Here is a 26774-nt window from a genome sequence, read left to right on the forward strand (position 1 = left end):
GCCTTCGCCCTGCAGCACCTGGACGATCTCGCCGGAGAGCTCGTTGACGTCGTTCGGCGACAGCGCCTGGAACAGCGGCTTGAAGCCGTTGAACATCACGACCCCGAGTACGCGCCGGTGTCGAGGTCCTCGATCAGCGTCTTGCCGGTCGGGGTCCACCCGAGCAGCTCCTGCGTGGCGGTGCTCGTCGCCGCCAGGTCCATCGCGAAGAACCCGCCGATCCACCCCCAGTGCTTCTGCGCGTCGGCCGCCGGGATCGAGGCCACCGGCAGGTCGAACGCCCGCCCGATCGCCTCCGCGATCTCCTTCGTCGGCACGCCTTCCTCGGCCACCGCGTGCAGGCGGCTGCCCGCCGGTGCCTTCTCCAGACCCAGGACGGCCATGCGCGCCGCGTCCGTCACGTGGACCGCCGCCCAGCGGTTCGTGCCGTCGCCCGGGTAGCCGGACACCCCCTTCTCACGGGCGATCGCCGACAGGATCGCGATGAACCCGTGGTCGCCCGTGCCGTGCACGGTCGGCGAGAACCGCAGGCTCACCGGGTGGACGCCGCGGTCGGCGAACCCGAGCGCGAGGTTCTCCGCGCCGCCGCGCGGGGAGTCCGGGCCGTGGAACGGGGACGCATCGGCTTCGGTGACCGGCTGGCCCTGCACCAGGCCCGCCACCCCCGAGGCCAGCAGGAACGGGCGGCCGCTGCCCGCGAGCGCGTCGCCGATCGTCTGGACGGCGGCCCGCTCGGCCGCGTTCGACACGGCCTGGTTCGCGAAGTCGTGCTTGTTCGCCAGGTGGATGACCGCGTCGGCCGCTTCGGCGCCGGCGCGGAGGCCGGCCAGGTCGTCGAGGTCGCCGCGCCGGACCCGGACGCCCTTCGCCTCGAGCTTCGCGGCGGACCCGTCCGACCTGGCCAGCCCGGTGACCTCGTGGCCCGCGGCGAGCAGCTCGCCGACGACGGCGGTGCCGATCCAGCCGGAGGCTCCGGTGACGAAAACGCGCATGGCGTGAACTCCTTCGAGTGGCTGTGCTTCCCAAAACTGATGTCAGTGACCGACGTCAGTCGCTGACATCCACACCGTACGCCTTTATGTCAGCCGCTGCCATCACTAGACTCGGCCGCATGGTGCGCTGGGAACCCGGGACCGCGGAGCGGCTGCAGAAGGCCGCGCTCGAACTGTTCGCCACGCGCGGGTACGAGCAGACGACCGCCGCGGAGATCGCGCAGTCCGTCGGGCTGACCGAGCGCACCTTCTTCCGGCACTTCAGCGACAAGCGCGAGGTGCTCTTCCAGGGACAGGAACTGCTGGTCCAGGCGTTTCTCGACGGTATCGACGCCGCTCCGCCGGAAGCGTCGCCGCTCGAGGTCGTCGCCTCCGCGCTGGCGACGGCCGCGACGTTCTTCCCGGACGAGCGCCGCCCGCACTCCCGCGCGCGGCAGTCCGTCATCGACCGGAACCCGGCGCTGCAGGAACGGGAGCAGCACAAGCTGACCACCCTGGCGACGACAGTCGCTGACGCCCTGCGTGCCCGCGGCGTCGACGAACTCGCGGCCACGCTGGCGGCGGAGTCGGGCGCGACCGTGTTCGGGATCGCGTTCGCGCGGTGGTTGCGCGAGGAGAAGTCACTGGCTGACATCGCGGCGGACGTGCTGGCCGAGCTGCTGCTGCTGGCCGAAACGGCCGCTCAGGCCTTGCGCCCGACCAGGTGAAAGACGCGGCTGAGCCGGCGGTAGGGGTCTCGACGGCCGGCTTCGAGCTCGACGGCCGCCACGCGCTCCGCGTCGGCCGGATCCACCTCGGCGCCGCCGAACCCGAGCCAGTCGACGAACAGCCAGACCCCGTACCACCGCACGGGCTCCACGCCCCGGTCGCGAAGGAGCTCGCTCAGCTCCTCGACGGTGTCGGCCCGGGTCGGAACGCCCAGCACGCCGATCTCCGTGTCCGCGTCGAACGCCGCGAGGGCGTCCTCCCACCGCTGCTCCAAGGCCGGCCGCACCGCCATCGCGTGGGCGTTGCCGGTCATGATCGAGACGACGCCCCCGGCCGCGGCGCACCGGCACAGCCGGTCGAGCACCGGTTCCGGCCGCTCGAGGTAGCCGAGGACGCCGTGGCAGAGGACGGCGTCGAAGCGCCGCCCGCCGACCGCCTCCTCGGCGTGCTCCCCGTCGGCTTCCACGAACGTCACGCGGCCGCGGATCCCGGGTGACAGCCGCTGCCGCGCCTTGTCCAGCATCGCCGGGGACGGGTCCAGCAAGGTGACGTCGTACCCGGCCCCGGCCAGCGGAAAGGACTGGTGGCCGGCGCCGCCGCCGACGTCGAGCACGGTGGCCGGGGGCGCTGGGAGGTGCTCCAGCAGCTGGCGGTGCAGGACGTAGGTGCGCACGCGCCCCTTCACCGACGCGTAGGCGTCGTCGGCGAAGTGGCCGGCCAGCGCGGCCCAGGCGTCGTCACCCACGCGGACCACCGTACCGGCGCGGGCGTGGTGACTCGGGGCCCGCGCGCGGGGTAATGTCAGCGTCGCTGCGGTTGAGCACAGCAGCCGCCCCTGGAACCCATTCGCCGCGCGATTCCCCGCGCCGGCCGGGACGGCGGGCTCGACCCGCCTCACCGAGGTGAGGACGCTCATGCACGACACCATCACCCGCCCAGGCGTGGCCTTCCTGGTGGAAGCACCGCCCCGGATCGCCATCACGACGACGGCCGAGCGCACGGTCGTGGCCGTCACCGGCGAGCTCGACCTGTCGGCGACCGGCCGGCTCGCCGCCCGGCTCGGCGAAGAGCTCGACCTCGCGCCGCGAGCGCTGGTCATCGACCTGACGCGCCTCGACTTCTGCTCGGTGCGCGGGCTGAGCGTGGTGCTGGACGCGGTGGCCGCGGCCCGCGCGGCCGGGATCCCGGTGGCCGTCGCCGCCGACGGGCGGGCGGTGCGGCGTCCGGTCGAGGTCCTGGGCCTCGGCGACGCGCTGCCGCTGTACCGCACGCTCGCCGACGCGGAGGAGCACCGTGTCCGCTGAGCAGGAGTGGCAGCGCGCCAAGGAGACGTTCGTCGCCGGCGAAGACCGGCCCACGGCCGGCCCCCTGGCCGGGGAGTTCGCCCGGCTGACGAGCCGGCTGCTCACCGCCCTCAGCGTCGAAGACGTCCTGGAGCGGGTTCTCGAAGCGACCACGCTCATGGTGCCGTCGGCCGACCTGGCCAGCTTCACCCTGGTCGACGCGGACGGCCGGTTCCACACCCCCGCCGAGACCGACGCGGTCGCCATCGAGCTGGACCTGCTGCAGTACCGGTTCCGGGAAGGGCCGTGCGTCGAGGCCGCCGTGCCGGCCGGCCCGGCCGTGGCGATCGCCCCGAACCTGGCCGACGAGCCCCGCTGGCCGCAGTGGGCGCCGGCCGCCGTCGGGCTGGGCGTGGGCGCGGTCCTCTCCACCGCGCTCATCCCCGGCGCGCCGACCGGCCGGTCCGTCGGCGCGCTCAACGTCTACTCGCGCTCCGCGGGCGGGCTGGACGACGCCGACCGCGACGTCCTGCTGCTGCTGGCCACGCACGCGTCGCTGGCCATCGCCACCACCGACGCCGTGACGCGCAGCGAGCTGCAGGCGGCCCACCTGCGCACGGCGATCGAGAGCCGGGACGTGATCGGCCAGGCCAAGGGCATCATCATGGCGCGCCGGGGCGTTTCGGCGGAGGAGGCGTTCGACGTCCTGCGGCGCACCTCCCAGGACCTGAACGTCAAGCTGGCCGAGCTGGCGCGGACGCTGGCCGAACGGCACGCCGAGATCGACCTGCCCGGCTGACGCCGTCGCCTCGGCTGTCCACAGTGGAGCGAACTCAGCGCCCGGGCTGCCGCCGGATCCAGTCGCGGGCGTCCTCGACCGTCGCGTGCAGGGTGAACGCCTCGTCCAGGTGGCTGAGCCGCACCGCGCGCACCACCGCGCGGTGGCCGGCGACCACCGCGAGCGGCACGCCGCCGTCGGCCGTCTCCGCGACGAGCTCGGCCAGCACCTGCAGGCCCGCCGAACCGCAGAACCCGATCCCGGTCAGGTCGACGACGAGCGCCGCCGGCCGGTCGTCCAGCACGGCACGGGCCCGCTCCCGCAGCACCGGCGCCGACCCGAGGTCCAGGTCGCCGGAGGCCGCGACGACGACGGCTTCGGGCACGGTGCGCACCCGCACGCTCAACGTCCGCTCGCCGGTCACCGCGCCTCCCTTCGCCGGTGCCGACCTTAAGCCGCCCGCATCGTTTTGTCATCGATTCGCCGCGCGACCGGGGCGCGGAGCGCGGCGGCCCGCGCCCCGCGGGTCCATCATGGGGAGATGAACCAGCCGGTCACCGCCCCCGCCGTCACCTGGACGGCGGGAGCGGTCGCCCGGATGCTGGACCTGCCGCCGTCCACCCTGCGCGCGTGGCACCGGCGCTACGGCCTCACGCTGTCGGCGCCGCAGACCGGCACCCACCGCCGCTACGGACGCGCCGACGTCGACGCGCTGTTCCGGATGAAGCACCTGATCGAGCAGGGGCTCGGCACCGAGACCGCGGCCGCCCGCGCGTTCCACGCCGACGGCACCACCGACGCCGGGACGCTGCTGGCCGCGGTGCGCGGCCTCGAGCTCGACACCGCGACCGCGCTGCTGGACGCGTACCTCGTCGACCACGACGTCGTCGACACCTGGGAGCACCTGTGCCGGCCGGTGTTCGGCGCGCTGTGCGGCCCGGACGCCGACCACTGCGTCGACCTGGTGCACGGGCTCGCATGGGCCGTCGCCGCGGCCCTGCACCGCATCCCCGCTCCCCGCAGCGCCGCCCCGCCGGTACTGCTCGCGTGCGCCGACGGGGACCGGCACACCCTGCCGCTGGAGGCACTGCGCGCGGCGCTGGCCGAGCACGGCCGCGCGGCCCTGTTCCTCGGCGGGTCCATTCCGGACACCGCGCTGCGCGACGCCGTCGCCCGCACGCACCCGGCGGCGGTCGTCCTGTGGAGCAGCCGCCCGGCGGCTCCCCCGCGCCGGATCCGCGCGCCCCGGCTCGTCCTCGCCGGCCCCGGCTGGCCGCGCCGGACCGGACGCGCCCTGCGCCCGGCCTCCCTCGGCGAAGCCGTCGCACTGCTGAGCACCGGGACGCGGTAACTGGCGGAAAACGCCCAAATCGGCCAACGGTGAGCCCGCGGAAAAGGGCATCTCGCGCGTCCGGCATCCTGGGGACCGCTGTGTCCAGGGACGAGGGGACGACGATGGCTGCTTCACCCGAAGTGACCGTGCCGGCGAGTGTCGACAGCCCGGTACCGCCGAAGCCGCCGGCCTCCGGGCTCGCCCGCTGGCTGCTGGAACACCGGGTGGCCCCGGTCGGCCGCCAGGGCGGCGAGGACCACGGCACGCCGCAGGCCTGGTGGAAGGTCATGTGCCTGACCGGCGTCGACTACTTCTCCACCCTCTCCTACCTGCCCGGGATCGCCGCGCTCGCCGCCGGCGCGCTGTCCCCGCTGGCGACGCTGCTGATCGTCGCGCTGACCCTGCTCGGCATGCTGCCGATGTACCGCCGCGTCGCCCGCGAAAGCCCGCACGGGCAGGGCTCGGTGGCGATGCTGGAGGACCTGCTGCCGTTCTGGCGCGGGAAGCTCTTCGTCCTCACCCTGCTGGGCTTCGTCGCGACGTCGTGGATCATCACGATCACGCTGTCGTCGGCCGACGCCACCGTGCACATGCTGGAAAACCCGTACGTGCCCGGCTTCCTGCACGGCCACGCCGTGCTCATCACCGTCGTGCTGCTGCTGATCCTCGGCGGGGTGTTCCTGCTGGGCTTCAGCGAGGCGGTCGGCGTCGCCATCCCGCTCGTCGCGGTCTTCCTGCTGCTCAACGCCGTGGTCACCGTCGCCGGCGTGGTCGACCTGCTCGGCAACTCGGCCGACCTCTCCCGCTGGACCGACGCGCTGACCGCGGGCGGCGGCGGGTTCTTCGGCGTGGTCGGGCCCGCCGTGGTCGCGTTCCCGCTGCTGGTGCTGGGCCTTTCGGGCTTCGAAACCGGTGTCAGCATGATGCCGCTGGTCGCCGCGGACGGAAAGACCGCCGAGGAGCGGCTGGAGTCGCGCATCCGCAACACGCGCAAGCTCCTGACCGCCGCCGCGCTGATCATGTCGGTGTTCCTGATCGCGACGAGCTTCATCACGACGGTGCTGATCCCGGCGGACGCGTTCAAGGAGGGCGGCGAGGCGAACGGCCGGGCCATGGCCTACCTCGCCCACCGCGAGCTGGGCGAGATCTTCGGTACCGCCTACGACATCAGCAGCGTCCTGATCCTCTGGTTCGCCGGCGCGTCGGCGATGGCCGGGCTGATCAACATCGTCCCGCGGTACCTGCCCTCCTACGGCATGGCCCCGGAGTGGGGCCGCGCGGTGCGGCCGGTGGTGATCGTCTACACGGTGATCAGCATCCTGATCACCGTCGCGTTCGGCGCCGACGTCAACGCGCAGGCCGGGGCCTACGCGACCGGGATCCTCGCGATGATGGTGTCGGGCGCGGTCGCGGTGACCATCTCGGCGATCCGGCGTAGCCAGCGCGGCGCGGCGATCGGGTTCGGCGTCCTGACGCTGGTGCTGCTGTACGCGCTCGTCGAGAACGTCATCGAAAAGCCGGACGGCATCGCCATCTCGGCCCTGTTCATCCTCGGGATCATCGTCGTCTCCCTGGTTTCGCGGGTTTCGCGGACGACCGAGCTGCGGGCCGAGCGCATCGAGTTCGACGAGGAAGCGCGCCGGTTCATCGCCGATTCCCTGGCCCACGACGGCAACCTGCACATCATCGCCAACCGGCGCCAGGGCGGCGACGAAGCCGAGTACTCGGCCAAGGAAGCCGAACAGCGCTCGATGAACCCGGTCCCCGGCGCCGCCGACGTCATCTTCCTGGAGATCGACGTGGTCGACCCGTCGGAGTTCTCCAACGTGCTCGAGGTGCGCGGCGTGGAGATCGACGGGTACCGGATCCTGCGCGCGGACAGCCCCGCGGCGCCGAACGCGATCGCCGCGATCCTGCTGGCGCTGCGCGACGTCACCGGCGTCCGGCCGCAGTGCCACTTCGAGTGGGCCGAAGGAAACCCGCTCGGGCACCTGTTCCGCTACCTGATCCTCGGCCGCGGCGACACCGCGCCGGTGGTCCGCGAAATCATCCGCAGCGCGGAAAAGGACCCGGCCCGCCGGCCGGGCATCCACGTCGGCGGCTGACGGCCCCAGCTCGATCTCGACGGCACGCGCGCCGGGACTACCCCCGTTCGCGCCGGACACGCATGCCGGTTTATTGCCGGAATGCCCGGGTAGCCCGCCGCTCTACGCAGCCGTGGGCACCGGAAGTGCCTCGCCCGCAAGGAGGTCGAGATGACACAGGGATCCGGCGGTCAGTCACCGCCGTCGACGACGGACACCGCGAAGGACGAAGCCCGCGAGGTGGCCACCACGGCCGCCGACCGCGGGGGTGCGGTGGCCCAAACCGCCGCGCAGGAAGCGAAACACGTCGCGGAGCACGCCCAGCGCGAAGCGCGCGATCTGCTCCGCGAGGGCCGGGACCAGCTCGAGGCCCAGGCCAAGGACGGCCAGCGGAAGGCGGCGCAGAGCCTCCACCAGCTGGCCGGTCAGCTGGACCGGATGGCCGAGCAGACCGACTCCCCCGGCGTCGCCGCCGACGTCGCGCGGCAGGTGTCCGGCCGGACCAGGACGGTCGCGGACTGGCTGGAGCACCGCGAACCCGGGGACCTGCTCGACGAGGTGCGGCGCTTCGCACGCCGCCGTCCGGGCGCGTTCCTGGTCGGTGCGGCCGTGGCGGGCGCGGTCGTCGGACGGCTCACGCGGGGTGTCGTCGCGCAGCAGCAGGAGGATTCCGGGAGCTCGCCGAACGGGCGGGCGGCCGCGGCCGTCCCGCCGGCGCACCCCGGGCCGGCCGGGATCCCGCCGGTGCCGCCGGAACCCGGGCCGGGCGGGACGGGGTATCCGCCGCCGGTCGCCCCGGGCGGGTACAACGCACCGCAGCCCGGGTACGACGCGCCGCAGCCGGGCGGGCCGGCCGCTCCCGGCGGTACCGAAGCGCCGGTCCCGGGCGGTTACGCCGCGCCGGCGGAACCCCTTCCCCAGCCCACCCGCTACTCCACGCCGGGGCAGGTGCCGTGATGACGCAGACCCCCGGCCCCGCGCCCCGGCCGGCGGTACCCCCGCCGGTCGACGTCGCCGGCTCCTCCGTCGGCGAGCTGTTGTCCAACGTCATGAAGGACGTCTCCACGCTGCTGCGGCAGGAGGTGGCGCTGGCCAAGGCCGAAACGAAGGCCGAAGCCACCAAGGCCGCCAAGGGCGCGGGCCTGTTCGGCGGCGCCGGGTTCGCCGGCTACCTGGTCCTGCTGTTCCTGTCCGTCGCGCTCTGGCAAGGCCTGGAGAACGTGATGGACGGCGGCTGGGCCGCGCTCATCGTCGCGGCCCTGTGGGCGGTCATCGGCACGGTCCTGTACGCCACCGGGCGCAGCGAGTTCCGCCGGATCAACCCGAAACCCGAACGCACCGTCGAGACCCTGCAACGGGTTCCGGACGCACTGAAAGGCGAGCGCTCATGACCGACCCCGACCGGATCCGCCGGGAAATCGAAGGCACGCAACGGAACCTGAGCACCGACGTCAACGCGCTGACCGAAAAGGTGAGCCCCGGCCGCATCGTGGAGCGCCGCGTCGGCCGGCTGCGCACGGCGTTCGGCAGCGCGAAGGACCGCGTGATGGGCACCGCGAACGACCACGCGTCGACAGCGGGCGACAAGGTCGGCTCGGTTGCCTCCACCGCGCAGGACAAGGCGAGCTCGGTCGCGTCCACGGCCCAGGACAAGGTGAGCGCCGCGGCCGACGCGGTCTCCGACGCCCCGGAGCAGATCCGCCGCGGCACGCAGGGCAACCCCTTGGCCGCCGGGCTGATCGCGTTCGGCGCGGGCTGGCTCGTCTCGTCCCTGCTGCCGGCGAGCGAGCCCGAGCGCAAGCTCGCGGGCCAGGCGACCGACCTGGCGCGCGAGCAGCTGGCCCCGGTGGCCAAGCACGCGGCCGAGGAGCTCAAGGACAACCTGCGCGAGCCGGCCCAGCACGCGGCCGAGTCGGTGCGGTCCGAAGCCGCGGACAGCGCGTCGACCGTCAAGGACGAGGCGCGGTCCGCGGCCGGCGAGGTCACCGACCGGGCGCAGGAGGCCCGGCAGAACGTCCGTTCGTCGTGATACCCGGGGCACGGCGCGCACCGCGGGGTCGCGCCGTGCCCCGGAAGTTCAACCGGAACTCCCGCGCGGTCCACCCCGGCGGGGTAGCTTGCTCCGCGTGAAGACTCCGGCGCCGTTCGTCCTGGCCCTGTCCGCCGCGCTCACCCTGGCGCTGAGCACGCCGGCCTCGGCCGCCGGTGCCGTGCTCGCGCCGGGGCTGACCGTCTCCACGACCGTCACCGGGGAAGGCACCGGGCACAACACCTGGACCGTCACCGCGCAGGTACCCGGCGGGTCAAGCCCCGATCCGGACGCGCCGCCGTCCGCGCTCGGGAGCCGTGACCACGCCGAGGCGCTCGTAACCTCCTTGCGAGGCAAGGGTTTCGCCGCGCGCGCCGAGCAGGTCGACTGGCCCGCGTTCGCCGACACGCCCCGGGGCGCCCTGGGCTGGCGGGTGCGGGTCGGCTCGTTCGCCGACCGCGCGCAGGCCGCGGCCACCGCGAGCGCCATGACCGCGAACGGCTTCACCGGCGCCGTCGAATGGACCGGGCAGGACGGCCCGGAAGCACAAGGCCCGCAACGCGTTCGCGTCGCGGTCGTCGACCCGCGGCGGTTCCGCGGCGAGGTCGTCGCGTCCCACGGCGATTCGGTGGCGGGGCGGCGCACGACGTCGGCGCTGTCGGCCGCCGCGGGGGCGCTCGTCGGGACCAACGGTGGCTTCTTCGTCATCGACCCGCGCGACGGCATCCCCGGCGAACCGGCGGGCATCGGTGTCTACCAGGGCCTCCTGCAGAGCGAAGCCACCACCGGGCGGCCCGCGCTGCTGCTCGGGGACCGGCCGTCGATCGGCGTGCCGCGGACGGCGCTCACCGTCGGCGGCCACGACGTCAACGGGGTCAACCGCAAGCCCGGCCTCGTCCGCAACTGCGGCGAGCCCGGCGACGTCCCGACGGACCGGCCGCTGCACGACACGACCTGCACCCACGCAGGAGAGCTGGTGCTCTTCACGCCGCAGCTCGGCACGCCGACTCCGGCCGGTACCGGCGTCGAAGCCGTGCTGGACGCCCACGACGTCGTCACGGCGGTGCGTCCCGCGGGCGGCGACGTGCCGGCGGGCGGGCACACCGTGCAGGGCATCGGCGCGGCGGCGACCTGGCTGAGCGACCACGCACGGCCGGGCACGAGGCTGCCGGTCGGGACGCGGATCTTCGAAGCGGGCCGGCCGATCCACCCGGCCGGCGTCGTCAACGGCGGCCCGTGGCTGGTCCGCGGCGGGCGGGGCGCGGTGAACGCGGCGGCGGACGGCATCGTGCACCCGGGCGACCCGTCGTTCGTGTACGGCTGGGGCGTCAAGCGCAACCCGCGCACGATGGTCGGCCTCGACCGCCAGGGGCGGCTGCTGATCGTCACCGCCGACGGCCGCCAGCCGGGCTTCGCCGAGGGCCTGTCCCTGATCGAGGGCGCGCAGCTGATGGCCCGGCTGGGCGCGGTGACCGCGATCAACCTCGACGGCGGCGGCTCGACGGCGATGGCGATCGACGGCGAGCTCGTCAGCTCCCCTTCGGACGCGACGGGAGAACGCCCGGTCGGCGACGCGCTGCTGGTGCTGCCGCGGCGCTGATCCGGGAGCGCGCGGCACGGGTGGTTTGATGTTGCCCGTGGAGCAGAAGAAATCATCCGAGCGGCTGGTGTTCTTCACCGACGCCGTGGTCGCGATCGCGCTGACGTTGCTGGTCCTGCCGCTCACCGAGCTGGTGCCCGAGCTGATCGCGGAGCACCGGCCCGCGCTGGAGGCCGTGAGCGACAACTGGCCGAAGATCTTCAGCTTCCTGCTGAGCTTCGTCGTCATCGGCCGGTTCTGGTCCGTTCACCACACCATTTTCGAGCACGTGCGCTCGTACAGCCCCGCGCTCGTGCGCGTGAACTTCTGCTGGCTGCTGACGATCGCCGTGCTGCCCTTCCCGACCGAGCTGATCGGCGCGTACCAGACCGAGCGCTTCACCGCGGTGTTCTACCTGGGGACGCTGCTGGCCAGCGGGTTGGCCAGCACCGCGCTGGTGGTCATCGTCCGCCGTGACCCGCAGGTCCGCGGGGACGCCGAGCCGGTGACGGACGCGTCGTTCTGGAACTACGTGGTGAGCACGGCCGTGTTCGCGCTCGCGGTCGTGGTGGCGCTCATCAAGCCCGGTTTCGGCTATTACGTGCTGTTGCTGCTGCTGTTCCCGTGGAGGCTCGTCCTCCGGGGGCGGGGCCGCCGCACCGCCCGGTAAATCGGTGGGCGGGACCGCCGCGGCCCGCTATCGTGCCGGTGACCGTGACTCGACGCCGGGAGGTGAGACCCATGAACGCTGTTTCGATGTGGGTGCTCCCCTCGTCGTCACGGTCGGGCGACTGACGTAGGGGTCGCCGGGAGCGCTTCGAGCACTCCCGAAAGGTACGAACCTCATGGAAACTTTTCTCTCGGGCGAACCCGCGGTGGTGATCACGCGGATCGCGCCGGGGCGTTGGCACGCGCTGGACGACGACCGGGTGGCCGGCCGCAGCGAAGCCACGACGCGGCCCGACGGGCGGATCTTCGTCAGCATCGACGCGTGGCACCGCTCGGTCTTCGACCAGCTCGCCGACGCGATGGTGGCGGAGCTTCGGGGCCCGCTCCACACGATCGTCGACGAGCCCGACGCCGAGCTGACGGCCGGCTGGCAACGAGCCGGCTTCACCCTCCGGCGTCGCGAGTGGGAGTACTCGGTGCCCACCGGCGCCGGCCCGGTGCTCGCGCCGCCGGGCGTGACGATCGTCCCCCGCGGCTCGGCTTCGGAGGGCCCGCTGCGCGCGTTGGACCGCGTGGTGCGCGCCGAGGTCGAGGCGACGGTCGGCTGGCAGGAGATGCCGGCCGAGGTCCTGCCGCACCCGCCCGGGGACACCGTCGTGGACCCGGCGTTGTACGCGGCCGCGGCCGACGCCGGCGAGTACGTCGGCCTGGTCCGGGTGGTCCAGGTGCCGCGGCTGCCCCGGATCGGCCTGATCGCGGTCCGCGCGGACCACCGGCGCCGCGGCATCGCCCGGGCGCTGCTGGCCGAGGTGCTGGGCTCGTTGCACGCGGCGGGGATTCCGGCGGCGTCGGCGGAAGTCAACGAGGCCAACCCGGCGGCGACGGCGTTGTTCGAGGGCGTCGGCGCCCACCGGGTGAGCAGCAACCTGGAGCTGGTGCGCCATGGCGAATAAGGGCGGCATCGAAGTCGAGGGCACCGTGCTCGAGTGCCTGCGCAACGCCATGTTCAAGGTGGAGCTGCCGAACGGGCACCAGGTGCTGGCGCACATCAGCGGCAAGATCCGGAAGAACTACATCAAGATCATGCCGTACGACCGGGTCCTGGTGGAGCTGAGCCCGTACGACCTGACCCGAGGCCGGATCCTGTTCCGCTACCGGAACTAGTCCGGGCGCGATCCGGGAGCCCGCGCTCCCGGATCGCGCTCACCCCGGCCGGCTTCCGTGGCGTGGCAAGGAGATCAGCCGCGCGGGCTCCGGTCGGCGAACTCGACCGTGAAGCCGTCCGGGTCCCGCAGCTGCAGCTGCCGTTCGAAGCCGCGGTCCCGCGGCGGCCCGGTGACCGGCACCCCGCGGGCGACGAAGTCGGCGTACAGCTCGTCGAGGTCGTCGGCGAGCAACTCGACCTGCACGAACCGGCGCAACCGGTCGGCCTCGCGTAACACGACGGCGCCGAGTTCCAGCAGCCCGAGCGTGCCGCTTTCCAGGCGCAGCAACACGAACCGGCCGTTGCGGACTTCGGTCGTGAACCCGAGTGACTCGTAGAACGGGACCGAACGGCCCAAGTCGGTGACGGGCAGGCTCATCCCGGCGAACGTGATCAAGGCGCACTCCTTCGGCTCAGTGCGCCAAAGGGAGTCGCGGGCGGGCGTTCCGACGCTGCACCCACTCGCGGCCAGCCTAGCCGAACTCGGCCAGCACTGCCCGGATCGCCGGGCTCGCGTCCGCGCTCCGCCGCCATGCCGCGTACACCTCGCGCTTCGGCTGCCGACGCAGTGGGCGCGCGATCAGGTCCTCCCCCAGCGGCGGCCGGGCCAGCCGGGGGATCAGCGCGATCACCTCGCCGGACGCGACCAGCGACAGCTGCGTCGCGAAGTCGTCGACCAGGTGACGCACGTCCGGCTCCTCCGGTGCCTCCGCGAACAAGCGCCGGAACCATTGGTGGCACACGGTTCCCGGCGGGCTGGTCACCCACGCGTGGCCCGCGAGATCGGCCCGGCCGAGCGGTTCGGTGGCCGAGGCCAGGGGGTGCGACCGGCTCAGCACCACGTCGCCGACGTCGGTGTGGACGAGCCGCTGCGTCAACGACGGCGGTTGCGCGGCCGGGAGCCCGTCGGCGTCGTGGACGAGCGCGAAGTCGGCCGTTCCGGCGTCGACGCTGTGCAGCGCTTCCTCGGGGTCCTGCTCGGTGATGTGGACGCGCAAGCCGGGACAGCGCACCGACAAGCCGCGCAGCAGCGGCGCGAGCAAGCCGCGGATGGCGGTCGAGAACGCCACCACCCGGAGCGTGCCGCGCGGTGCGCCCTCCGAGACCGACCGCGCCGCTTCGCCGCACCGCTCCAGCGCCTGGAACACCTCCGGCGCCGCGTCGACGATGGCCTGCCCGGCCGGCGTCAGCACGACCCCGCGGCCCGCCGGCGCGAGCACCGGCACCCCGACCTGCCGCTCCAGCCGCTTGATCTGCTGCGACACCGCGGACGCCGTGAACCCCAGCTCCTCGGCCGCCCGCGCGAGCGTCCCGAGTGCGGCCACCGACCGCAGCGCCCGCAGCGCACCGACCTCGATCATCAAGCCAGATTACGCAGTATCGGCAAAAAAGCATCGCTGGACCGCATCAGTCACCCTCCGGCAAGGTCGAGGCATGACCGACTTCGGCGCCAACCTCGTCGCGATGGTGACCCCCATGCAGCCCGGTGGGACGCTCAGCGAACCCGGCCTCGCGGGCCTCGTCGACCACCTGCTGGCCACCGGGTGCGACGGCCTCGTCGTCGGCGGGACCACCGGCGAGTCCCCCACCCTGACCGAGCCCGAAGCCGCCGGGCTCGTCCGTGCCGTGGTGGCGCGGGCCGGGAGCCGGGCCCGCGTGATCGCCGGCGTCGGCACCTACGACACGGCCGCGAGCGTCCGCCGCGCCCGCGAAGCCGAGGCGGCCGGCGCGGACGGACTGCTGCTCGTCTGCCCGTACTACTCCCGGCCGACGCAGGCCGGGGTGATCGCCCACTGCCTCGCGGTGGCCGACGCGACCGAGCTGCCGGTGATGCTCTACGACGTCCCGGCGCGGGCCGGCATCGCGATGACGACGGAGACGGTGGTCGAGCTGGCCGCCCACCCGCGGATCCGGGCGGTCAAGGACGCCAAGGGCGACCTGTTCGAGGCGATGACGGTCATGTCCCGCACGTCGCTGGCGTACTACTGCGGCATCGACGAGCTGAACCTGCCGTACCTCGCGTGCGGCGCGGCGGGCGTGGTGAGCGTCGTGGCCAACGTGGCGGCCGAGCGCACCGCCGCCCTCATCGACGCCGTCCGCCGCGGTGACCTGGAATCGGCTCGGTCGATCAACGACTCGCTGCTCCCGCTGACGGACGCGATCATGCGGTCCGGCCCCGGCGTGACGGCGGCCAAGGCCGCGCTGGCCGAGCTGGGCGTCATCCCGCACGCAACGGTCAGGCTGCCGCTGGTCGAGGTCAGCTCGGAGGCAGCCGGTACACCGATACGTGCGACCGCGATCGCGTCGTGAACTCCCCGCCAGTCCAGTCCTCGTGCCGGGACTCCAGCTCGAAGCCGGCCAGCCGGCCCATCAGGTCCAGCTCGGCCGGCCAGATGTAGCGCTGCGGGCACCGGCCGAGCCGGGCTTCGCGGCCCTCGCCGAACTTGAAATGGTGCGAAACCAGGTGCTGGTTCACCGTGTCGTAGGTGTCCACGCCGACGTACCCCTGCTCGGCCGTGAACACCAGCGCGTCCTGCCCCGGCGGGAGGCGGCGCAGTTCGGGGACGCCCAGCTCGATCACGAACCGGCCGCCGGGGTCCAGGTGCCGGGCCGCGTTGCGGAAGCACTCGACCTGCTCGTCCTGGGTGAGCAGGTTCCCGATCGTGTTGAACACCAGGTAGACCAGCGAAAAGCGGCCCGGAGCCGTGGCCGTCGCCATGTCGCCGACGACCACCGGGAGGTCCGCCTTCTTCCGCAATCGGCCGAGCATCGGCTCGGACAGTTCGATGCCGGTGACGGACACTCCGCGCGCGGCCAGCGGGACGGCGATGCGTCCGGTGCCGATGGCGAACTCGAGCACCCGCCCGCCGCCGGCCAGCGCGGCGAGGCGGTCCACCGCCGGGTCCACGACCTCGGGCGCGAACATGCCGCGGCCCGGGGTGTCGTAGCGTTCGGCGGTCTCGACGTCCCAGATGTCTTCCTGCAGCACACTCCCACCCTGGTCGGAACCCCTATGGTCGTCCAACGATTAAAGCTTGCCCGATTTCGGGCAGGAATTTGAAGTTCACGACGTCGGCAGGGCATGATGGCCGGCGTGGAAGACACCGACATCGTCGAGCGCGTCGCCGCGTCCACCGGGTTGCCACCCGGGGTCGCCGCCCGCGTCGTCGACGACGTCCTGGCCTTCTACCGGATACCCACCGAGCAGTACGTGCGCCGCAGGCACGCCGAGCTGCAGGCCGAAGGCCGGAAGAACCCCGAAATCTTCCCGCTGGTCGCCGCCGAGCTCCGGGGCCGGCTCGTGGCCGCCCCCGACCTGTCCGAGCGCCAGCTGCGCCGCATCGTCTACGGCTGAGACCCAGCCCCTACCGAAGAAGAGGTCCGCCATGTGCGGGATCGTCGGCTACATCGGCGGCCAGAACGCCGCCCCCATCCTCCTCGAAGGCCTGACCCGGCTCGAGTACCGCGGGTACGACTCCGCGGGCATCGCCGTCCTCGGCCCGAAGGACACCACGCAGGTCCACCGCGTCGTCGGCCGGGTCCGCAACCTCACCGCCGCGCTGCCCAAGCGCCTCACCGGGAAGGTCGGCATCGGCCACACGCGCTGGGCCACGCACGGGCCCGCGTCGGAGGACAACGCGCACCCGCACACCTCGGAGGACGGCCGGATCTCCGTCGTCCACAACGGCATCATCGACAACGCCGACGCCCTGCGCGCCCAGCTCGCCGACGCGGGCGTGAAGCTCACCTCCGAGACCGACACCGAGGTCCTCGCCCACCTGATCGCGCGGTCCGGCGCGGACACCCTGGAAGACGCCGTCGTCGAGGCGGTTTCGCGGATCACCGGCACGTACGCGATCGCCGTCACCGACTCCGCGCACCCGGACCGTCTCGTCATCGCGCGCAACGGCTCGCCGCTGATCATCGGCGTCGGCGAGCGCGAGATGTTCGTCGCCAGCGACCTCGCCGCGCTGGTCCGGCACACCTCGCAGGTCGCGCACCTCGACGACGGCGAGTTCGCGACGGTCTTCGCGACCGGCTACCGGACGTTCACCGTCGACGAGAGCGACACGACCAAGCCCACCACCGAGATCGACATCGCCGCCGAAGACCTCGACCTCGGCGGGTTCCCGCACTACATGGCCAAGGAGATCCAGGAGCAGCCCGAGTCGATCGAGCGGATCATCCGCGGCCGGCTGGACCACCGGTTCGGCGTCGCCCGCCTCGACGGGCTCAACCTGACACCCCGCGAGCTGCGCGGGTTCAGCCGCGTGAAGATCCTCGGCTGCGGCTCGGCGTACTACGTCGGCCAGATCGGCGCGACGATGATCGAGGAGCTGGCCCGCATCCCGGCCGACGCCGAAGCCGCGTCGGAGTTCCGCTACCGCAACCCGATCATCGAGGCGGACACGCTCTACATCGCGGTCAGCCAGTCCGGCGAGACGATCGACACCGCTTTCGCCGTCGAGGAGATCAAGCGCAAGGGCGGCCGGGTCGTCGGCCTGGTCAACGTCGTCGGCTCGACGATCGCCCGCGCCTGCGACGGCGGCGTCTACCTGCACGCCGGCCCCGAGATCGCGGTCGCCTCGACCAAGGCGCTGACGAACATGGCGGTCGGGTTCGCCCTGATCGCGCTGTCGCTCGGCCGGGTGCGGGATCTGTCCAATGCGGACGGTCAGCGGATCATCGCCGCGATCCGCGCGCTGCCCGACCAGATCCGCACGATCCTGGCCGCGGAAGCGGAGATCGCCGAGCACGCGAAGGTCGCCGCGGCCGCGAACAGCCTGTTCTTCATCGGCCGCGTCCGCGGGTTCCCGGTGGCCCGGGAGGGCGCGCAGAAGTTCAAGGAGATCTCCTACCGCCACGCGGAGGCGTACCAGACGTCCGAGCTGAAGCACGGCCCGCTCGCCCTGATCGACGAGTCCCTCCCGACGGTGGCGATCGTGCCCGCCGACGAGCTGGCCGACCGCAACCTGGCGGCGATGCAGCAGATCCGCGCCCGCGGAGGCGCGGTCTTGGCGGTGACGCACGAGGACGTCGACTTCGGCGAGCTGGACGTCCCGCGGATCGTGGTGCCGCGGACTGAGCCGGAACTCGACCCGATCCTGCTGACCATCCCGCTGCAGCTGCTGGCCTACCACGCCGCGCTGACGCTGGGCTACGACATCGACAAGCCGCGCAACCTGGCCAAGTCCGTCACGGTGGAGTGAGGCTCAGCCAGCTGAAGCAGAGGCCGACGCCGCCGTGGGCGGGATCGCCGGGCGCTCAGGATCGGGAATCGAGCCGGGCCGCCGCGCTCGGCGGCCCGCTTTCAGTCATCCGGGACTGCGGGGGCCCCGGCAAAGTCGGGGGGCGGAGCCGAAGGGGGCGGTTTCGGCGGCGCCGGTGTGGCTGCGATGTCTTGGCGGAGCTGCGGGCGAGCGAGCCACTGCGACTTTGCCGGGACCGCAGCGGAAGGTCGCGCGCGTTGCACTGGCGAGCGACCAGGTCCGCGACCTGCCACCGGCGCGGGGCGTCGCGGATCGCGGCCGCCCCGCCGCTCCAGCGGGGCGCAGGCGCCCGGCGTTACGCGCGTCCCACCGGCACGGCGGCGCCGGCGATGGCCTGCCGGTGAAGCCGGGCCTGCTTGGGCATGTTCCAGCCCAGCACCCCGGTCACCCGGCCGCCCTCGCGGTACTCGGCCACGAACCGGCGCGTCGTCACCTCGCCTTCCACAATGGACACTTCGGCGTCGGCGGACAGCTTTCCGTGCACGTGGATCCGCGCGTCGAACTGGTGGGTCCAGAAGTACGGCACCGGCGCATACGGGCGGTCGTCGCCGAGGATGGTTCCCGCGACGGCGATCGCCTGCTCGGTCGCGTTCGTCCGGTTCTCCAGGCGCAGCAGCACGTCCAGCCCCTCGTGGTGCCACCGGGCGACGTCGCCCGCGGCGTAGATCCCGTCCGCGGCGCGGCACCGGGAGTCGCACACGATGCCGTTGTCGCACAGCACCCCGCTGCCCGCCAGCCAGTCCGTCGCCGGGGCCGCGCCGAACGCCACCACCACGACTTCCGCCGGCAGCTCTTCCCCCGTCGCCAAGCACACGCCGCTGACTCGTCCATCCGATGAGGACAGTCCGGTCACCGGCGCACCGAGTCGCAAGTGGACACCGCGGTCGGCGTGCAGCGTCGCGAGCAGACCCGACACCAGAGGACCGAACTGGTACGCGAGCGGCGCGGGCTGCGGCCCGGCCAGCGTCACCGGGACGCCCAGCCCGCACACGGTCGCCGCGATCTCCGCGCCGAGGACGCCGTCGCCGACGACCACCACACGCTTGTCCGGCGCCAGCTCCGCGCGCAAAGCCAGCGCGTCGTCGAGGGTGCGCAGGACGTGGACGCCCGCGAGGCCGTCCTGGCCCAGCAGGGTGCGTGGACGCAGGCCCGTGGCGAGCACGATCGCGTCCGCGGTCAACGCCCGGCCACCGGCCGTGCGAACGGTCCGCGTCCCGGCATCCAACGCCACCGCGGGGTCGCCGAGCACGAACTCGACGTCCAATGCGGACAGTGCCTCCGGCGTGCGCAGGCTCGCCCGGGAAGGCGTCCAGCTCCCGGCGAGCACCTGCTTGGACAGCGGCGGCCGGTCGTACGGCAGGTGCGCCTCGGCGCCCAGCACGGTCACGCGCTCGTCGTACCCCTTGCGGCGCAACGCTTCCACCGTGGCCAGCCCGGCGGCCGAGGCGCCGACGACGAGGACCGTCACGCGTCCTCGCTCACCGAGATCGCGACACCCGGGCACACGCTCGCCGCCTCCCGGACGATCGCGTGGTGCGCTTCCGCCGGGGTCTCGTCGAGCAGGATGACGATGCCGTCGTCGTCGCGCTGGTCGAACACGTCCGGCGCGAGCATCACGCAGGTGCCGGCGCCGCAGCACTTGCCTTCGTCCACGGTGACCTTCATGGTCGTTCCTCTCCTTCGTCGGTGTGGGTCACGGGGGCGAGCCAGAGCCCGACCAGTGCGTCGGTCAGGCCGGTGGCGGCTTCGCGCCAGCCGGCTCGCGGGGTGTCGCCGCCTTCGGCCACCGCGCGTTCGCGCTCGGCCATCGTGTGGATCAGCAGCTGACGGGTCATGGCGCTGCGCTCGGCGCGGACCTCGGCGGGCAGCTCCGGCAGGCACCGGCTCAGCCCGTCGACGGTCCGCGCCAGCGCGGGCGACGACAGCGTCTCCTCGGCGACGGCGAGCCGCAGCGACGGCTCGGTCATCACCTGCGCGGTGAACCGGGCGAACCAGCTCGGCCGGCCCGCCGCGGCGAGGTACTCGGTGGAGGGGTGGACCAGGCACCGGACCCAGTCCCGCAGGTCCGCGCACGCGCCGACGTCGGCGAGCATGCGTTCGCGCAGCTCTTCGACGGCCGCGGAGTGCCGGCGGGCGATGGCCCGGACGAGGTCGGCGCGAGTGCCGAAGTGGTAGCCGACGGCGGTGTTGTTGCCCTGCCCGGCGGCTTCGCTGATCTGCCGGTTCGACACGGCGAGCACGCCGTGTTCGGCGTAGAGCCGTTCCGCTGCCGTCAGGATCGCCTCGCGCGTCGCGTGCGCCCGATCCACCGTGGTCACAGCGGGGTCACCAGCGGACGGGCAGTTCCCGCAGCCCGCCGACGGCGAGCCCCTCGACGCGGCGCAGCTCGTCCGCCGGGACGGCCAGCTCCAGCGTCGGCAGCTTGCGCAGCAGGACTTCCAGGACGACCTGCAGCTCGGTGCGGGCGAGCGGCTGCCCGAGGCACGCGTGCGCGCCGGCACCGAAGGACAGGTGCGGGTTCGGGCTGCGGCCCAGGTCCATTTCGGACGCGTTCTCGAACGCGCCTTCGTCGCGGTTGGCCGCGGCCATGCTGCACATCGCGGTCGTCCCGCCGGGCAGGACGGTGCCGGCGACCTCGAAGTCGTCGGTGAAGTAGCGCATCATCCCGACGCCCGCGTTGGCGTCCAGCCGCAGCGACTCCTCGACGGCGGTGCGCACCAGCGCCGGGTCGGCCAGCAGCCGCTCCCACCGGCTCCGGTCGGCGAGCAGCATCGCGACCATCTTGGCGATCATGTTGGCGGTGGTCTCGTGGCCGGCGATCAGCAGGCCGATGCCGGTGGCGATCAGCATCGGGTCGGGCCAGCCCTCGGGCAGCAGCGCGCTGAGGATGTCCTCGCCGGGTTCGGCGCGCTTGGCGGCGATGAGCCCGCCCATGTACCGCCCGAAGTCCTGCTGCGCGGCGTCGAACTCGGCTTGGGTGTAGCGGGTCATGCTGAGCATGACGTCCGACCAGTGCGCGAACCGGTCGCGGTCGGAGTCCGGCACGCCGAGCATGTCGCAGATGACCCAGACGGGCAGCGGGAAGGCGACGCCGGCCTTGAGATCCCCGGGCGCGCCCTTGGCGACGAGGTCGTCGATGAGCTGCTCGGCCATCGCCGCCATACCGGGGCGCAGGGCGTTCATCCGCTTGGCGGTGAACCACTTGCCGATCGTGCGGCGCCAGGTGAGGTGGGCTTCGCCGTGCTGCGGGAGGACGGTCGCCATCTCGCTGTTGAACACCCCGCCGGACTCGGTGTCGGCGACCCGCGCGGCGTTGTCGGCGGGCGTCGGCCGGGTCCACCGCGGGTCGGAGAGCACGCTCTTGACGTCGGCGTAGCGGGTGATCAGGGCGGCTTCGTCGCCGCTGGCCAGCCGAACGTGCGCAACGGGGCACTTCTCCCGGAACTCCGCCCATTCGGACGGCGGCTCGAGCGCGGTGCCGGCTTCGAACGGGAACCGCGGCAGCTCGGTGTGGCTTTGCGTCATGACGGACTCCTCGTCGGTGAATGACCCCTACGACGAGCATGGCGACGATCGCCAATTACGTCAAGCGCTTGACTTAAGTCTCGCTTCCGAAGACGCCGTGAACGGCCCGCTCCCGCTCAGCTCACTCGCGCTCGACCTTGCGGAGCCCGCCCTCGGGCGTCCACCACTCGACGACCAGCAGCGTCGCCTCCGGGTTCAGGTGCGTGTGGACGACCTCGGCGACGTCCACCCGGAAGCCGTCGCCCGTGTCGATTCCCCGGCCGGAGATCTTCGCCTCTCCCGGCCACTTCGCCTCTTCGCCGTCGACCGGGTCGACCGTCGCGCTGTGCAGCGCCAGCCGCGGGTCCCGCTTCAGGTCCGCGCCCTTGCGCGCGTCGGGCATCGAGCCGAACGTCAGCTCGCCGTCCGCGAACTTCGTCTCGATGCCGGAGATCCGCGGTGACCCGTCGGCCCGCAGCGTCGCCATCGTCTTGTGCTTGTGCGCGTCGAACAACGTCCGCACGCGCCGAGCGAACTCCGGTTCCGCCTCTTCGAACTCACGCCACGCCGTCATGCGGTCATGATGGCAGCCAGCGCACGTGGACCGCCGCGGGTTTGCGGAACACCAGCCCCGACGCCGTGGCCGGCTCCGCCAGCGCGATGCCCGGCAGCCGGTCGAGCACGGTTTCCACGGCGATCCGCGCCTCCAGCCGGGCGAGGTCGGCGCCGAGGCAGAAGTGCGGGCCGTGGGCGAACGCCAGCTGCTTGCGCAGGTTCGGCCGGTGCGGGTCGAACACGTGGGGCTCCGGGAACACCGCGGGGTCGCGGTTGGCCGCGGTGAGCGACACCGTGACGAGGTCACCCCGCGCGATCGACGCTCCCCCGAGCGCGACGTCGCGGGTCGCGTACCGGTCGACCACCGCCGCCGCCGGTTCCAGCCGGAGCGACTCCTCGATCGCTTCCGGGACGAGCGCGCGGTCCAGGTGCTCCGGGTTCCGCAGCAGGTGCACCAGGAGGTTGGCGATCATGCCCTCGGTGGTCTCGATGCCCCCGAACATCAGCACCGCGGCGTTCGACACCACCTCCGGCAGGTCCAGCACCGAAGCCGCCTCGGTCACCAGCGAGCGCCGGCCGACCGAGCCCTCGATGTGCGAGCGCAGCTCACCGAACGCTTCCGCACCGCGAGGACCCGGTTCCCGGCCGGCCGAAATGTCGTCCACTGTGGACACGATCGCGTCGTACCAGGCCAGCACCCGCGCGGTGTCGGCGTCGTCCAGGCCCAGCGCGTCGGCCACCACCGCGACGGACAGCGGCCCGGCCAGCGCCCGGCGCAGCTCCGCCCGCCCGGCCGCGGCGAACCCGTCGACCAGCCGGGCGCACTCGGCGCGCACGAACCCGTCGAACCGGTCCGAGATCTCGCGGGGCCGGAAGTGCCGGGCGAACGGCGTCCGGTGCCGGGTGTGCTCGGCCGCGTCCAGCGAGAGCATCGACGGGCCGACGACCCGGGCCGTCGAAAACCGGGGGTCGTCCACGGTGAAGGTCGCCGCGTCGCGCATCACCTGCAGCGCCAGATCGTGCCGAGTGACCAGCCAGCCGTTCAACGATGGCACCCAGGCGACCGGCTCGGTCGCCCGGAGCCGCGCCAGCAGCGCGTACGGGTCGCTCGTGAGCTGCTCGATCACGCCCGCAGCCCCGCGATCAGGAGCTTGACCAGGCGGCGCGCGTCGTAGTCCGGGTTGCCGTCCTCCGCGCCGACGCACAGGTTGCCCACCCCGCGCATCAGCTCCAGCGGCCGCACCTTCGCGGTCAGCCCGGCGGCTTCGAGCAGCTGGGCGCACACCGGGACCAGGCGATCGAGGAAGTACGCGTGCAGCGAGGCGAACCCGTCGCCCTGCAGCACCCCCGCGAGCCCGTGCTTGGTCACCAGGAAGTCGACGAACAGGTCGATCCACTGGCTCAGCGCCTCGTGCGGCGAGGACGCCGCTGCCAGTAGCGCCGGCCCCGCGTCGGCACAGGCTTCCACCTGGTGCCGGTAGACCGCGACGATCAGGTCCGCCCGGGTCGGGAAGTGGCGGTAGATCGTGCCCATCCCGACGCCGGCCTTCGCCGCGATGTCGCGCACCGGCGCGTCCACCCCCGACGCGACGAAGACGGCGGCCGCCGCGTCGAGCAACGTCTTCTCGTTGCGCCGGGCGTCCGCGCGCTTGGGTTTGCTCACCACACCTCCCGGGTTGCTAACCGGAACAATGCTCCGTATGGTTAACGGAGCAACGTTCCGCTTGTCATCATCTCACGGAGGAGTCCCCTCATGCAGTACCGCACCCTGGGCCGCACCGGTGTCCAGGTCAGCAGCCTCGCCCTCGGCGCGATGAACTTCGGCGCGATCGGGCGCACCACCCAGGACGAGGCCACCGCCATCGTCGACGCCGCCCTCGACGGCGGGATCAACCTCGTCGACACCGCCGACATGTACGGCCAGGGCGAGTCGGAGGTCATGGTCGGCAAGGCGATCAAGAACCGCCGCGACGACCTCGTGCTCGCGACCAAGGCCGCCATGCCGATGGGCGACGAGCGCAACCACCGCGGCACCTCGCGCCGCTGGATCTTCAAGGCCCTCGAAGACAGCCTGCGCCGGCTCGACGTCGACCACGTCGACCTCTACCAGATGCACCGCTGGGACCCCGCCACGAGCGACGAGGAAGCGCTTTCCGCGCTGACCGACCTGCAGCGCGCGGGCAAGATCCGCTACTTCGGCTCGTCGACGTTCCCCGCCTACCGGATCGTGCAGGCCCAGTGGGCCGCGCGGGAAAACCACCTGAGCCGGTACGTCACCGAGCAGCCCAGCTACTCGATCCTGCAACGCGGCATCGAGACCCACGTGCTCCCGGTGACCCAGGAGTACGGCCTCGGCGTGCTGGCCTGGAGCCCGCTCGCGTCGGGCTGGCTCTCGGGTGCGGCTCGCGCCGGGCAGGAGATCAAGACGAACCGCGCCGGCGTCCTGCCGCAGCGCTTCGACCTCACCGACCCGGCCAACCAGGCCCGGCTGGACGCCGTCGAGAAGCTCGTCAAGATCGCCGACCAGGCGGATCTTTCCCTGATTCAGCTGTCGCTCGGCTTCGTGACCGCGCACCCCGGCGTGACCAGTGCGCTCATCGGTCCCCGCACGCTCGGCCACCTGGAGTCGCAGCTCGCGGCGGCCGACACCGTGCTGCCGGCCGACGTGCTCGACGAGATCGACGCCGTCGTCGCTCCCGGCGTCGACCTGGCCGCCCACGAAAAGTTCGACACCCCGCCCGCCCTGCTCGACCCGTCCCTCCGGAGGCGTTGATGTCCCCTCGTTTCGGCATCCTGACCGCACCGATGAACGTCGGCTACGACGAGGTCCTGCGCGTCTGGCGCGAAGCCGACACCGTGCCCGAAATCGAGCACGCGTGGCTGTTCGACCACCTCATGCCGATCGGCGGCGACCCGGACGGCCCGATCTTCGAAGGCTGGACGCTGCTTTCGGCGCTGGCCGCGCAGACCGAGCGGCTGCGCGTCGGGCTCTTGGTCACCAGCAACCGCTTCCGGCCGCCGGCGGTGCTGGCGAAGATCGCGACCACGGTCGACATCGTGTCCGGCGGTCGGCTCGACTTCGGCATCGGCGCGGGGTCGCGCCCGAGCCACCCCCTGGCGCGGCGCGAATACGACGGCCACGGCCTGCCCTACCACAGCCAGGACGACGCCGTCGCCGCGCTGGCCGAGGCGTGCACGGTCATCCGTCGCTTGTGGACGGACGACGAGCCGTTCGACTTCGACGGCGAGTACGTCAAGCTGAAGGGCGCGTTCGGCAACCCCAAGCCGGTGCAGCGGCCGCACCCGCCGATCATGATCGGCGGCCGGGCGAGCGCGACGCTGCGCGTGGTCGCCGAGCACGCCGACCTGTGGAACATCCCGGGCGGCGGCGACATCGAAGACCTCGCGGGCCGCAGCAGGCTGCTCGACCACTACTGCACGGAGATCGGCCGCGACCCCGCGTCGATCACCCGCTCGATCTTCCTGCCGGTCGACTACGACAAGCCCGCCGCGACGCGTGAGAAGATCGAAGAGGCCGTCAGCGCAGGGTTCGGGCACATCGTCCTCGGCCTGGCGAACCCGTACCCCGACGGCGTCGTGCGGTGGGTCGCCGACGAGCTGATCCGCTGAGGCACTTGTCGACACGCGGCTCGGGTTTTCAGTTCTTGCGGAACAGCCCGGCGAGCAGGAAGGGCACACCGAACTGGCCGGTGTTCGCCCGCATCGGGCGCAGTTCGACCTCGGTGTAGCCGTCGAACAGCCGGCGCAGTTCGTCCGGCGTGTACGCGAGGCCGCCGTGGAGACTGCGGTCGCGGTAGAGCTGCGCGTCCGGGACCTCGGTGCCGGAGCCGGCATCGCCGGTACCGGCGGCGAAGCACACGAGGCCGAAATGGCCGCCCGGTTTCAGGTGGCGGTCGAGCAGGGCCAGGTAGCTGATCCGCCGGTGCGGTGCGAGGTGGTGCAGGCAGCCCGAGTCGTAGACCAGGTCGTAGGTCTCGTGCGGCAGGTCCACGGCGAAGATGTCGGCGTGGTGGAACCGGGCGCCACCACCGCGTTCGGCCGCCCAGGCGATCGCGGTTCGCGACCGGTCGACCGCATCCACCTCGTACCCCGCGGCGGCGAGCCTCCGCGCGTTGCGGCCGGGCCCGCAGCCCAGCTCCAGCGCGCGGCCCTTCCGGAGTGACCCGGCGCGGAGCCAGGCGTCGAGGTTTTCGTCGGGCTGGTCGGCGAAGAACGGGACGGGCCGATCGCGGTCCTCGTAGAAGCCGTCCCACGGGATGTCTTCGAAGAGGCCGTCCAGCATCCGCAGGAGGTCCTCGACCGAGCGGATGTCCCGGTTCACGCTTCGACGCGCTCTCGCACGGCCTCGAGTTCCTGGGCGAGGACCGCCATCTGCGCGTCGACGGCCGACGGTTCGGTTCCCTCGGGGAAGAAAAGGCTGAAGATCAGCTCGGCGCCGGCCAGGTTGGGGAGCACGCGGGCGAAGAGGCCTTGGTTCGGAGCGTCGGCACTGACGAAGTCGACAACGCCATGGCCCTTCGCGGCGCGCACGACCACCCTGCGCGGCTCGCCCGCACCGGGAATGCGCCAGACGTCGCCCTGTTCGTGTTCGACGGCGGGCGCGAAGCCGGGCGCCCATTCGGGCAGGTGGCGCCCGTCGGAGAGGTAGTCGACGACCCGCGCGGGCGCCGCGGCGATGGTGATCGTGCGGGTCTCGGCGCGTCCTGTCTCGATTGATGTCATGCCAGAAACGATACGCATCTGCTTATGATTTGTCCACGCGTAA

32 protein-coding genes are annotated in these 26774 nt (G+C 72.7%); 17 read left to right on the top strand and 15 right to left on the bottom strand.

The window, feature by feature from the left end:
• Positions 1-95: 95 nt before the first annotated feature.
• Complete coding sequence (locus ABZ342_RS39840) at positions 96-992, bottom strand: SDR family oxidoreductase (protein WP_360484586.1); 897 nt, start codon at positions 990-992, stop codon at positions 96-98.
• Positions 993-1111: 119 nt separating this feature from the next.
• Between ABZ342_RS39840 and ABZ342_RS39845 the strand changes: the two genes are divergently transcribed.
• The gene (locus tag ABZ342_RS39845) at positions 1112-1699 is read left to right on the top strand and encodes a helix-turn-helix domain-containing protein (RefSeq protein WP_360484589.1); all 588 of its coding nucleotides are present in this window, start codon (positions 1112-1114) and stop codon (positions 1697-1699) included.
• Here the strand turns inward: ABZ342_RS39845 and ABZ342_RS39850 are convergent.
• Positions 1675-2445 carry a methyltransferase gene (locus tag ABZ342_RS39850; RefSeq protein WP_360484592.1) on the bottom strand — a complete coding sequence of 257 codons (771 nt, stop codon included), beginning with the start codon at positions 2443-2445 and terminating at the stop codon, positions 1675-1677. The two genes, ABZ342_RS39845 and ABZ342_RS39850, sit on opposite strands and share 25 nt — an antisense overlap.
• Positions 2446-2614: 169 nt before the next feature.
• Here ABZ342_RS39850 and ABZ342_RS39855 point away from each other — a divergent pair, with 169 nt between their 5' ends.
• Together ABZ342_RS39855 and ABZ342_RS39860 are read left to right on the top strand one after the other, a co-directional pair.
• Positions 2615-3004, top strand: coding sequence for an STAS domain-containing protein (locus ABZ342_RS39855; RefSeq protein WP_155541639.1), 390 nt, complete (start codon positions 2615-2617; stop codon positions 3002-3004).
• Entirely contained in the window at positions 2994-3782 is a 789-nt protein-coding gene (locus ABZ342_RS39860) for a GAF and ANTAR domain-containing protein (protein ID WP_360484595.1), read from the top strand. Before ABZ342_RS39855 ends, ABZ342_RS39860 begins: the two co-directional genes overlap by 11 nt.
• 34 nt (positions 3783-3816) lie before the next feature.
• On the opposite strand, the gene ABZ342_RS39865 is transcribed toward ABZ342_RS39860, so the two are convergent.
• Positions 3817-4185: an STAS domain-containing protein gene (locus tag ABZ342_RS39865; RefSeq protein ID WP_360484598.1), complete on the bottom strand. Its 369-nt coding sequence runs from the start codon at positions 4183-4185 to the stop codon at positions 3817-3819.
• Positions 4186-4302: 117 nt separating this feature from the next.
• Between ABZ342_RS39865 and ABZ342_RS39870 the strand changes: the two genes are divergently transcribed.
• The 9 genes from ABZ342_RS39870 (at position 4303) to infA (ending at position 12619) form a co-directional block, all read left to right on the top strand.
• Complete coding sequence (locus tag ABZ342_RS39870; RefSeq protein WP_360484601.1) at positions 4303-5112, top strand: MerR family transcriptional regulator; 810 nt, start codon at positions 4303-4305, stop codon at positions 5110-5112.
• A gap of 104 nt (positions 5113-5216) precedes the next feature.
• A complete protein-coding gene (locus tag ABZ342_RS39875) occupies positions 5217-7199 on the top strand; it encodes an amino acid transporter (RefSeq protein ID WP_360484604.1) in 1983 nt (660 codons plus the stop codon).
• Positions 7200-7349: 150 nt separating this feature from the next.
• Positions 7350-8135, top strand: coding sequence for a hypothetical protein (locus ABZ342_RS39880; protein ID WP_360484607.1), 786 nt, complete (start codon positions 7350-7352; stop codon positions 8133-8135).
• A complete protein-coding gene (locus tag ABZ342_RS39885; protein WP_360484610.1) occupies positions 8135-8569 on the top strand; it encodes a phage holin family protein in 435 nt (144 codons plus the stop codon). The genes ABZ342_RS39880 and ABZ342_RS39885 overlap by 1 nt, the downstream gene beginning before the upstream one ends.
• The gene (locus tag ABZ342_RS39890) at positions 8566-9207 is read left to right on the top strand and encodes a DUF3618 domain-containing protein (protein ID WP_360484613.1); all 642 of its coding nucleotides are present in this window, start codon (positions 8566-8568) and stop codon (positions 9205-9207) included. Before ABZ342_RS39885 ends, ABZ342_RS39890 begins: the two co-directional genes overlap by 4 nt.
• Before the next feature lie 97 nt (positions 9208-9304).
• Positions 9305-10807 (top strand): phosphodiester glycosidase family protein, encoded by a 1503-nt coding sequence (locus ABZ342_RS39895; RefSeq protein ID WP_360484616.1) that lies wholly within the window; start codon positions 9305-9307, stop codon positions 10805-10807.
• Between the two features lie 37 nt (positions 10808-10844).
• Entirely contained in the window at positions 10845-11456 is a 612-nt protein-coding gene (locus ABZ342_RS39900) for a TMEM175 family protein (RefSeq protein WP_360484619.1), read from the top strand.
• A gap of 175 nt (positions 11457-11631) precedes the next feature.
• Complete coding sequence (locus tag ABZ342_RS39905) at positions 11632-12408, top strand: GNAT family N-acetyltransferase (protein WP_360484622.1); 777 nt, start codon at positions 11632-11634, stop codon at positions 12406-12408.
• Entirely contained in the window at positions 12398-12619 is a 222-nt protein-coding gene (infA, locus tag ABZ342_RS39910; protein WP_155541630.1) for a translation initiation factor IF-1, read from the top strand. The genes ABZ342_RS39905 and infA overlap by 11 nt, the downstream gene beginning before the upstream one ends.
• A 74-nt stretch (positions 12620-12693) precedes the next feature.
• Here infA and ABZ342_RS39915 read toward each other — a convergent pair whose 3' ends face one another.
• Both ABZ342_RS39915 and ABZ342_RS39920 read right to left on the bottom strand, forming a co-directional pair.
• Positions 12694-13056 carry a VOC family protein gene (locus ABZ342_RS39915; protein ID WP_360484625.1) on the bottom strand — a complete coding sequence of 121 codons (363 nt, stop codon included), beginning with the start codon at positions 13054-13056 and terminating at the stop codon, positions 12694-12696.
• 76 nt (positions 13057-13132) lie between these two features.
• Positions 13133-14020, bottom strand: a complete 888-nt coding sequence (locus tag ABZ342_RS39920; protein WP_360484628.1) for a LysR family transcriptional regulator — start codon at positions 14018-14020, stop codon at positions 13133-13135.
• 73 nt (positions 14021-14093) lie between these two features.
• Between ABZ342_RS39920 and dapA the strand changes: the two genes are divergently transcribed.
• Positions 14094-14969 carry a 4-hydroxy-tetrahydrodipicolinate synthase gene (gene dapA / locus ABZ342_RS39925; protein ID WP_360484631.1) on the top strand — a complete coding sequence of 292 codons (876 nt, stop codon included), beginning with the start codon at positions 14094-14096 and terminating at the stop codon, positions 14967-14969.
• Here dapA and ABZ342_RS39930 read toward each other — a convergent pair.
• Positions 14917-15645 (bottom strand): methyltransferase domain-containing protein, encoded by a 729-nt coding sequence (locus ABZ342_RS39930; RefSeq protein WP_360484722.1) that lies wholly within the window; start codon positions 15643-15645, stop codon positions 14917-14919. The genes dapA and ABZ342_RS39930 overlap by 53 nt on opposite strands.
• A 96-nt stretch (positions 15646-15741) precedes the next feature.
• Here ABZ342_RS39930 and ABZ342_RS39935 point away from each other — a divergent pair, with 96 nt between their 5' ends.
• Positions 15742-16014 (top strand): hypothetical protein, encoded by a 273-nt coding sequence (locus ABZ342_RS39935; protein ID WP_360484634.1) that lies wholly within the window; start codon positions 15742-15744, stop codon positions 16012-16014.
• A gap of 31 nt (positions 16015-16045) precedes the next feature.
• Positions 16046-17869 (top strand): glutamine--fructose-6-phosphate transaminase (isomerizing), encoded by a 1824-nt coding sequence (gene glmS, locus ABZ342_RS39940; protein WP_360484637.1) that lies wholly within the window; start codon positions 16046-16048, stop codon positions 17867-17869.
• A gap of 355 nt (positions 17870-18224) precedes the next feature.
• Here the strand turns inward: glmS and ABZ342_RS39945 are convergent, their stop codons facing one another.
• The 7 genes from ABZ342_RS39945 to ABZ342_RS39975 all read right to left on the bottom strand — a co-directional run bounded on the left by ABZ342_RS39945 (position 18225) and on the right by ABZ342_RS39975 (position 23651).
• Positions 18225-19397 carry an FAD-dependent oxidoreductase gene (locus ABZ342_RS39945; RefSeq protein ID WP_360484640.1) on the bottom strand — a complete coding sequence of 391 codons (1173 nt, stop codon included), beginning with the start codon at positions 19395-19397 and terminating at the stop codon, positions 18225-18227.
• The gene (locus tag ABZ342_RS39950) at positions 19394-19594 is read right to left on the bottom strand and encodes a ferredoxin (RefSeq protein WP_155541623.1); all 201 of its coding nucleotides are present in this window, start codon (positions 19592-19594) and stop codon (positions 19394-19396) included. The genes ABZ342_RS39945 and ABZ342_RS39950 overlap by 4 nt, the downstream gene beginning before the upstream one ends.
• Complete coding sequence (locus ABZ342_RS39955) at positions 19591-20247, bottom strand: TetR family transcriptional regulator (protein ID WP_360484643.1); 657 nt, start codon at positions 20245-20247, stop codon at positions 19591-19593. The genes ABZ342_RS39950 and ABZ342_RS39955 overlap by 4 nt, the downstream gene beginning before the upstream one ends.
• A 7-nt stretch (positions 20248-20254) precedes the next feature.
• Complete coding sequence (locus tag ABZ342_RS39960; protein WP_360484646.1) at positions 20255-21454, bottom strand: cytochrome P450; 1200 nt, start codon at positions 21452-21454, stop codon at positions 20255-20257.
• A 121-nt stretch (positions 21455-21575) separates the two neighbouring features.
• Positions 21576-22007 carry a pyridoxamine 5'-phosphate oxidase family protein gene (locus ABZ342_RS39965; RefSeq protein WP_360484649.1) on the bottom strand — a complete coding sequence of 144 codons (432 nt, stop codon included), beginning with the start codon at positions 22005-22007 and terminating at the stop codon, positions 21576-21578.
• A gap of 4 nt (positions 22008-22011) precedes the next feature.
• On the bottom strand, positions 22012-23115 hold the full coding sequence (locus ABZ342_RS39970; RefSeq protein WP_360484652.1) for a cytochrome P450: 1104 nt from the start codon (positions 23113-23115) through the stop codon (positions 22012-22014).
• Entirely contained in the window at positions 23112-23651 is a 540-nt protein-coding gene (locus ABZ342_RS39975) for a TetR/AcrR family transcriptional regulator (RefSeq protein ID WP_360484655.1), read from the bottom strand. Before ABZ342_RS39975 ends, ABZ342_RS39970 begins: the two co-directional genes overlap by 4 nt.
• Positions 23652-23741: 90 nt before the next feature.
• On the opposite strand from ABZ342_RS39975, the gene ABZ342_RS39980 reads away from it, so the two are divergent.
• On the top strand, positions 23742-24761 hold the full coding sequence (locus ABZ342_RS39980; protein ID WP_360484658.1) for an aldo/keto reductase: 1020 nt from the start codon (positions 23742-23744) through the stop codon (positions 24759-24761).
• A complete protein-coding gene (locus ABZ342_RS39985) occupies positions 24761-25618 on the top strand; it encodes an LLM class flavin-dependent oxidoreductase (RefSeq protein WP_360484661.1) in 858 nt (285 codons plus the stop codon). Before ABZ342_RS39980 ends, ABZ342_RS39985 begins: the two co-directional genes overlap by 1 nt.
• A 28-nt stretch (positions 25619-25646) precedes the next feature.
• Here the strand turns inward: ABZ342_RS39985 and ABZ342_RS39990 are convergent, their stop codons facing one another.
• The gene (locus ABZ342_RS39990; RefSeq protein ID WP_360484664.1) at positions 25647-26330 is read right to left on the bottom strand and encodes a class I SAM-dependent methyltransferase; all 684 of its coding nucleotides are present in this window, start codon (positions 26328-26330) and stop codon (positions 25647-25649) included.
• Positions 26327-26749 (bottom strand): SRPBCC family protein, encoded by a 423-nt coding sequence (locus ABZ342_RS39995; protein ID WP_360484667.1) that lies wholly within the window; start codon positions 26747-26749, stop codon positions 26327-26329. The genes ABZ342_RS39990 and ABZ342_RS39995 overlap by 4 nt, the downstream gene beginning before the upstream one ends.
• Positions 26750-26774 lie beyond the last annotated feature (25 nt).

Source organism: Amycolatopsis sp. NPDC005961, from assembly GCF_040629235.1.
Taxonomy (GTDB): Bacteria; Actinomycetota; Actinomycetes; order Mycobacteriales; family Pseudonocardiaceae; genus Amycolatopsis; species Amycolatopsis camponoti.

Bases quoted from the DNA above. Each gene is read 5' to 3' on its own strand.
- glmS (WP_360484637.1), top strand. From the start codon at position 16,046: ATGTGCGGGATCGTCGGCTACATCGGCGGCCAGAACGCCGCCCCCATC.
- ABZ342_RS39890 (WP_360484613.1), top strand. From the start codon at position 8,566: ATGACCGACCCCGACCGGATCCGCCGGGAAATCGAAGGCACGCAACGG.
- ABZ342_RS39905 (WP_360484622.1), top strand. From the start codon at position 11,632: ATGGAAACTTTTCTCTCGGGCGAACCCGCGGTGGTGATCACGCGGATC.
- ABZ342_RS39995 (WP_360484667.1), bottom strand. From the start codon at position 26,749: ATGCGTATCGTTTCTGGCATGACATCAATCGAGACAGGACGCGCCGAG.
- infA (WP_155541630.1), top strand. From the start codon at position 12,398: ATGGCGAATAAGGGCGGCATCGAAGTCGAGGGCACCGTGCTCGAGTGC.
- ABZ342_RS39880 (WP_360484607.1), top strand. From the start codon at position 7,350: ATGACACAGGGATCCGGCGGTCAGTCACCGCCGTCGACGACGGACACC.
- ABZ342_RS39840 (WP_360484586.1), bottom strand. From the start codon at position 992: ATGCGCGTTTTCGTCACCGGAGCCTCCGGCTGGATCGGCACCGCCGTC.
- ABZ342_RS39935 (WP_360484634.1), top strand. From the start codon at position 15,742: ATGATGGCCGGCGTGGAAGACACCGACATCGTCGAGCGCGTCGCCGCG.
- ABZ342_RS39920 (WP_360484628.1), bottom strand. From the start codon at position 14,020: ATGATCGAGGTCGGTGCGCTGCGGGCGCTGCGGTCGGTGGCCGCACTC.
- ABZ342_RS39855 (WP_155541639.1), top strand. From the start codon at position 2,615: ATGCACGACACCATCACCCGCCCAGGCGTGGCCTTCCTGGTGGAAGCA.
- ABZ342_RS39960 (WP_360484646.1), bottom strand. From the start codon at position 21,454: ATGACGCAAAGCCACACCGAGCTGCCGCGGTTCCCGTTCGAAGCCGGC.
- ABZ342_RS39980 (WP_360484658.1), top strand. From the start codon at position 23,742: ATGCAGTACCGCACCCTGGGCCGCACCGGTGTCCAGGTCAGCAGCCTC.
- ABZ342_RS39965 (WP_360484649.1), bottom strand. From the start codon at position 22,007: ATGACGGCGTGGCGTGAGTTCGAAGAGGCGGAACCGGAGTTCGCTCGG.
- ABZ342_RS39885 (WP_360484610.1), top strand. From the start codon at position 8,135: ATGACGCAGACCCCCGGCCCCGCGCCCCGGCCGGCGGTACCCCCGCCG.
- ABZ342_RS39870 (WP_360484601.1), top strand. From the start codon at position 4,303: ATGAACCAGCCGGTCACCGCCCCCGCCGTCACCTGGACGGCGGGAGCG.
- ABZ342_RS39950 (WP_155541623.1), bottom strand. From the start codon at position 19,594: ATGAAGGTCACCGTGGACGAAGGCAAGTGCTGCGGCGCCGGCACCTGC.
- ABZ342_RS39875 (WP_360484604.1), top strand. From the start codon at position 5,217: ATGGCTGCTTCACCCGAAGTGACCGTGCCGGCGAGTGTCGACAGCCCG.
- ABZ342_RS39845 (WP_360484589.1), top strand. From the start codon at position 1,112: ATGGTGCGCTGGGAACCCGGGACCGCGGAGCGGCTGCAGAAGGCCGCG.
- dapA (WP_360484631.1), top strand. From the start codon at position 14,094: ATGACCGACTTCGGCGCCAACCTCGTCGCGATGGTGACCCCCATGCAG.
- ABZ342_RS39985 (WP_360484661.1), top strand. From the start codon at position 24,761: ATGTCCCCTCGTTTCGGCATCCTGACCGCACCGATGAACGTCGGCTAC.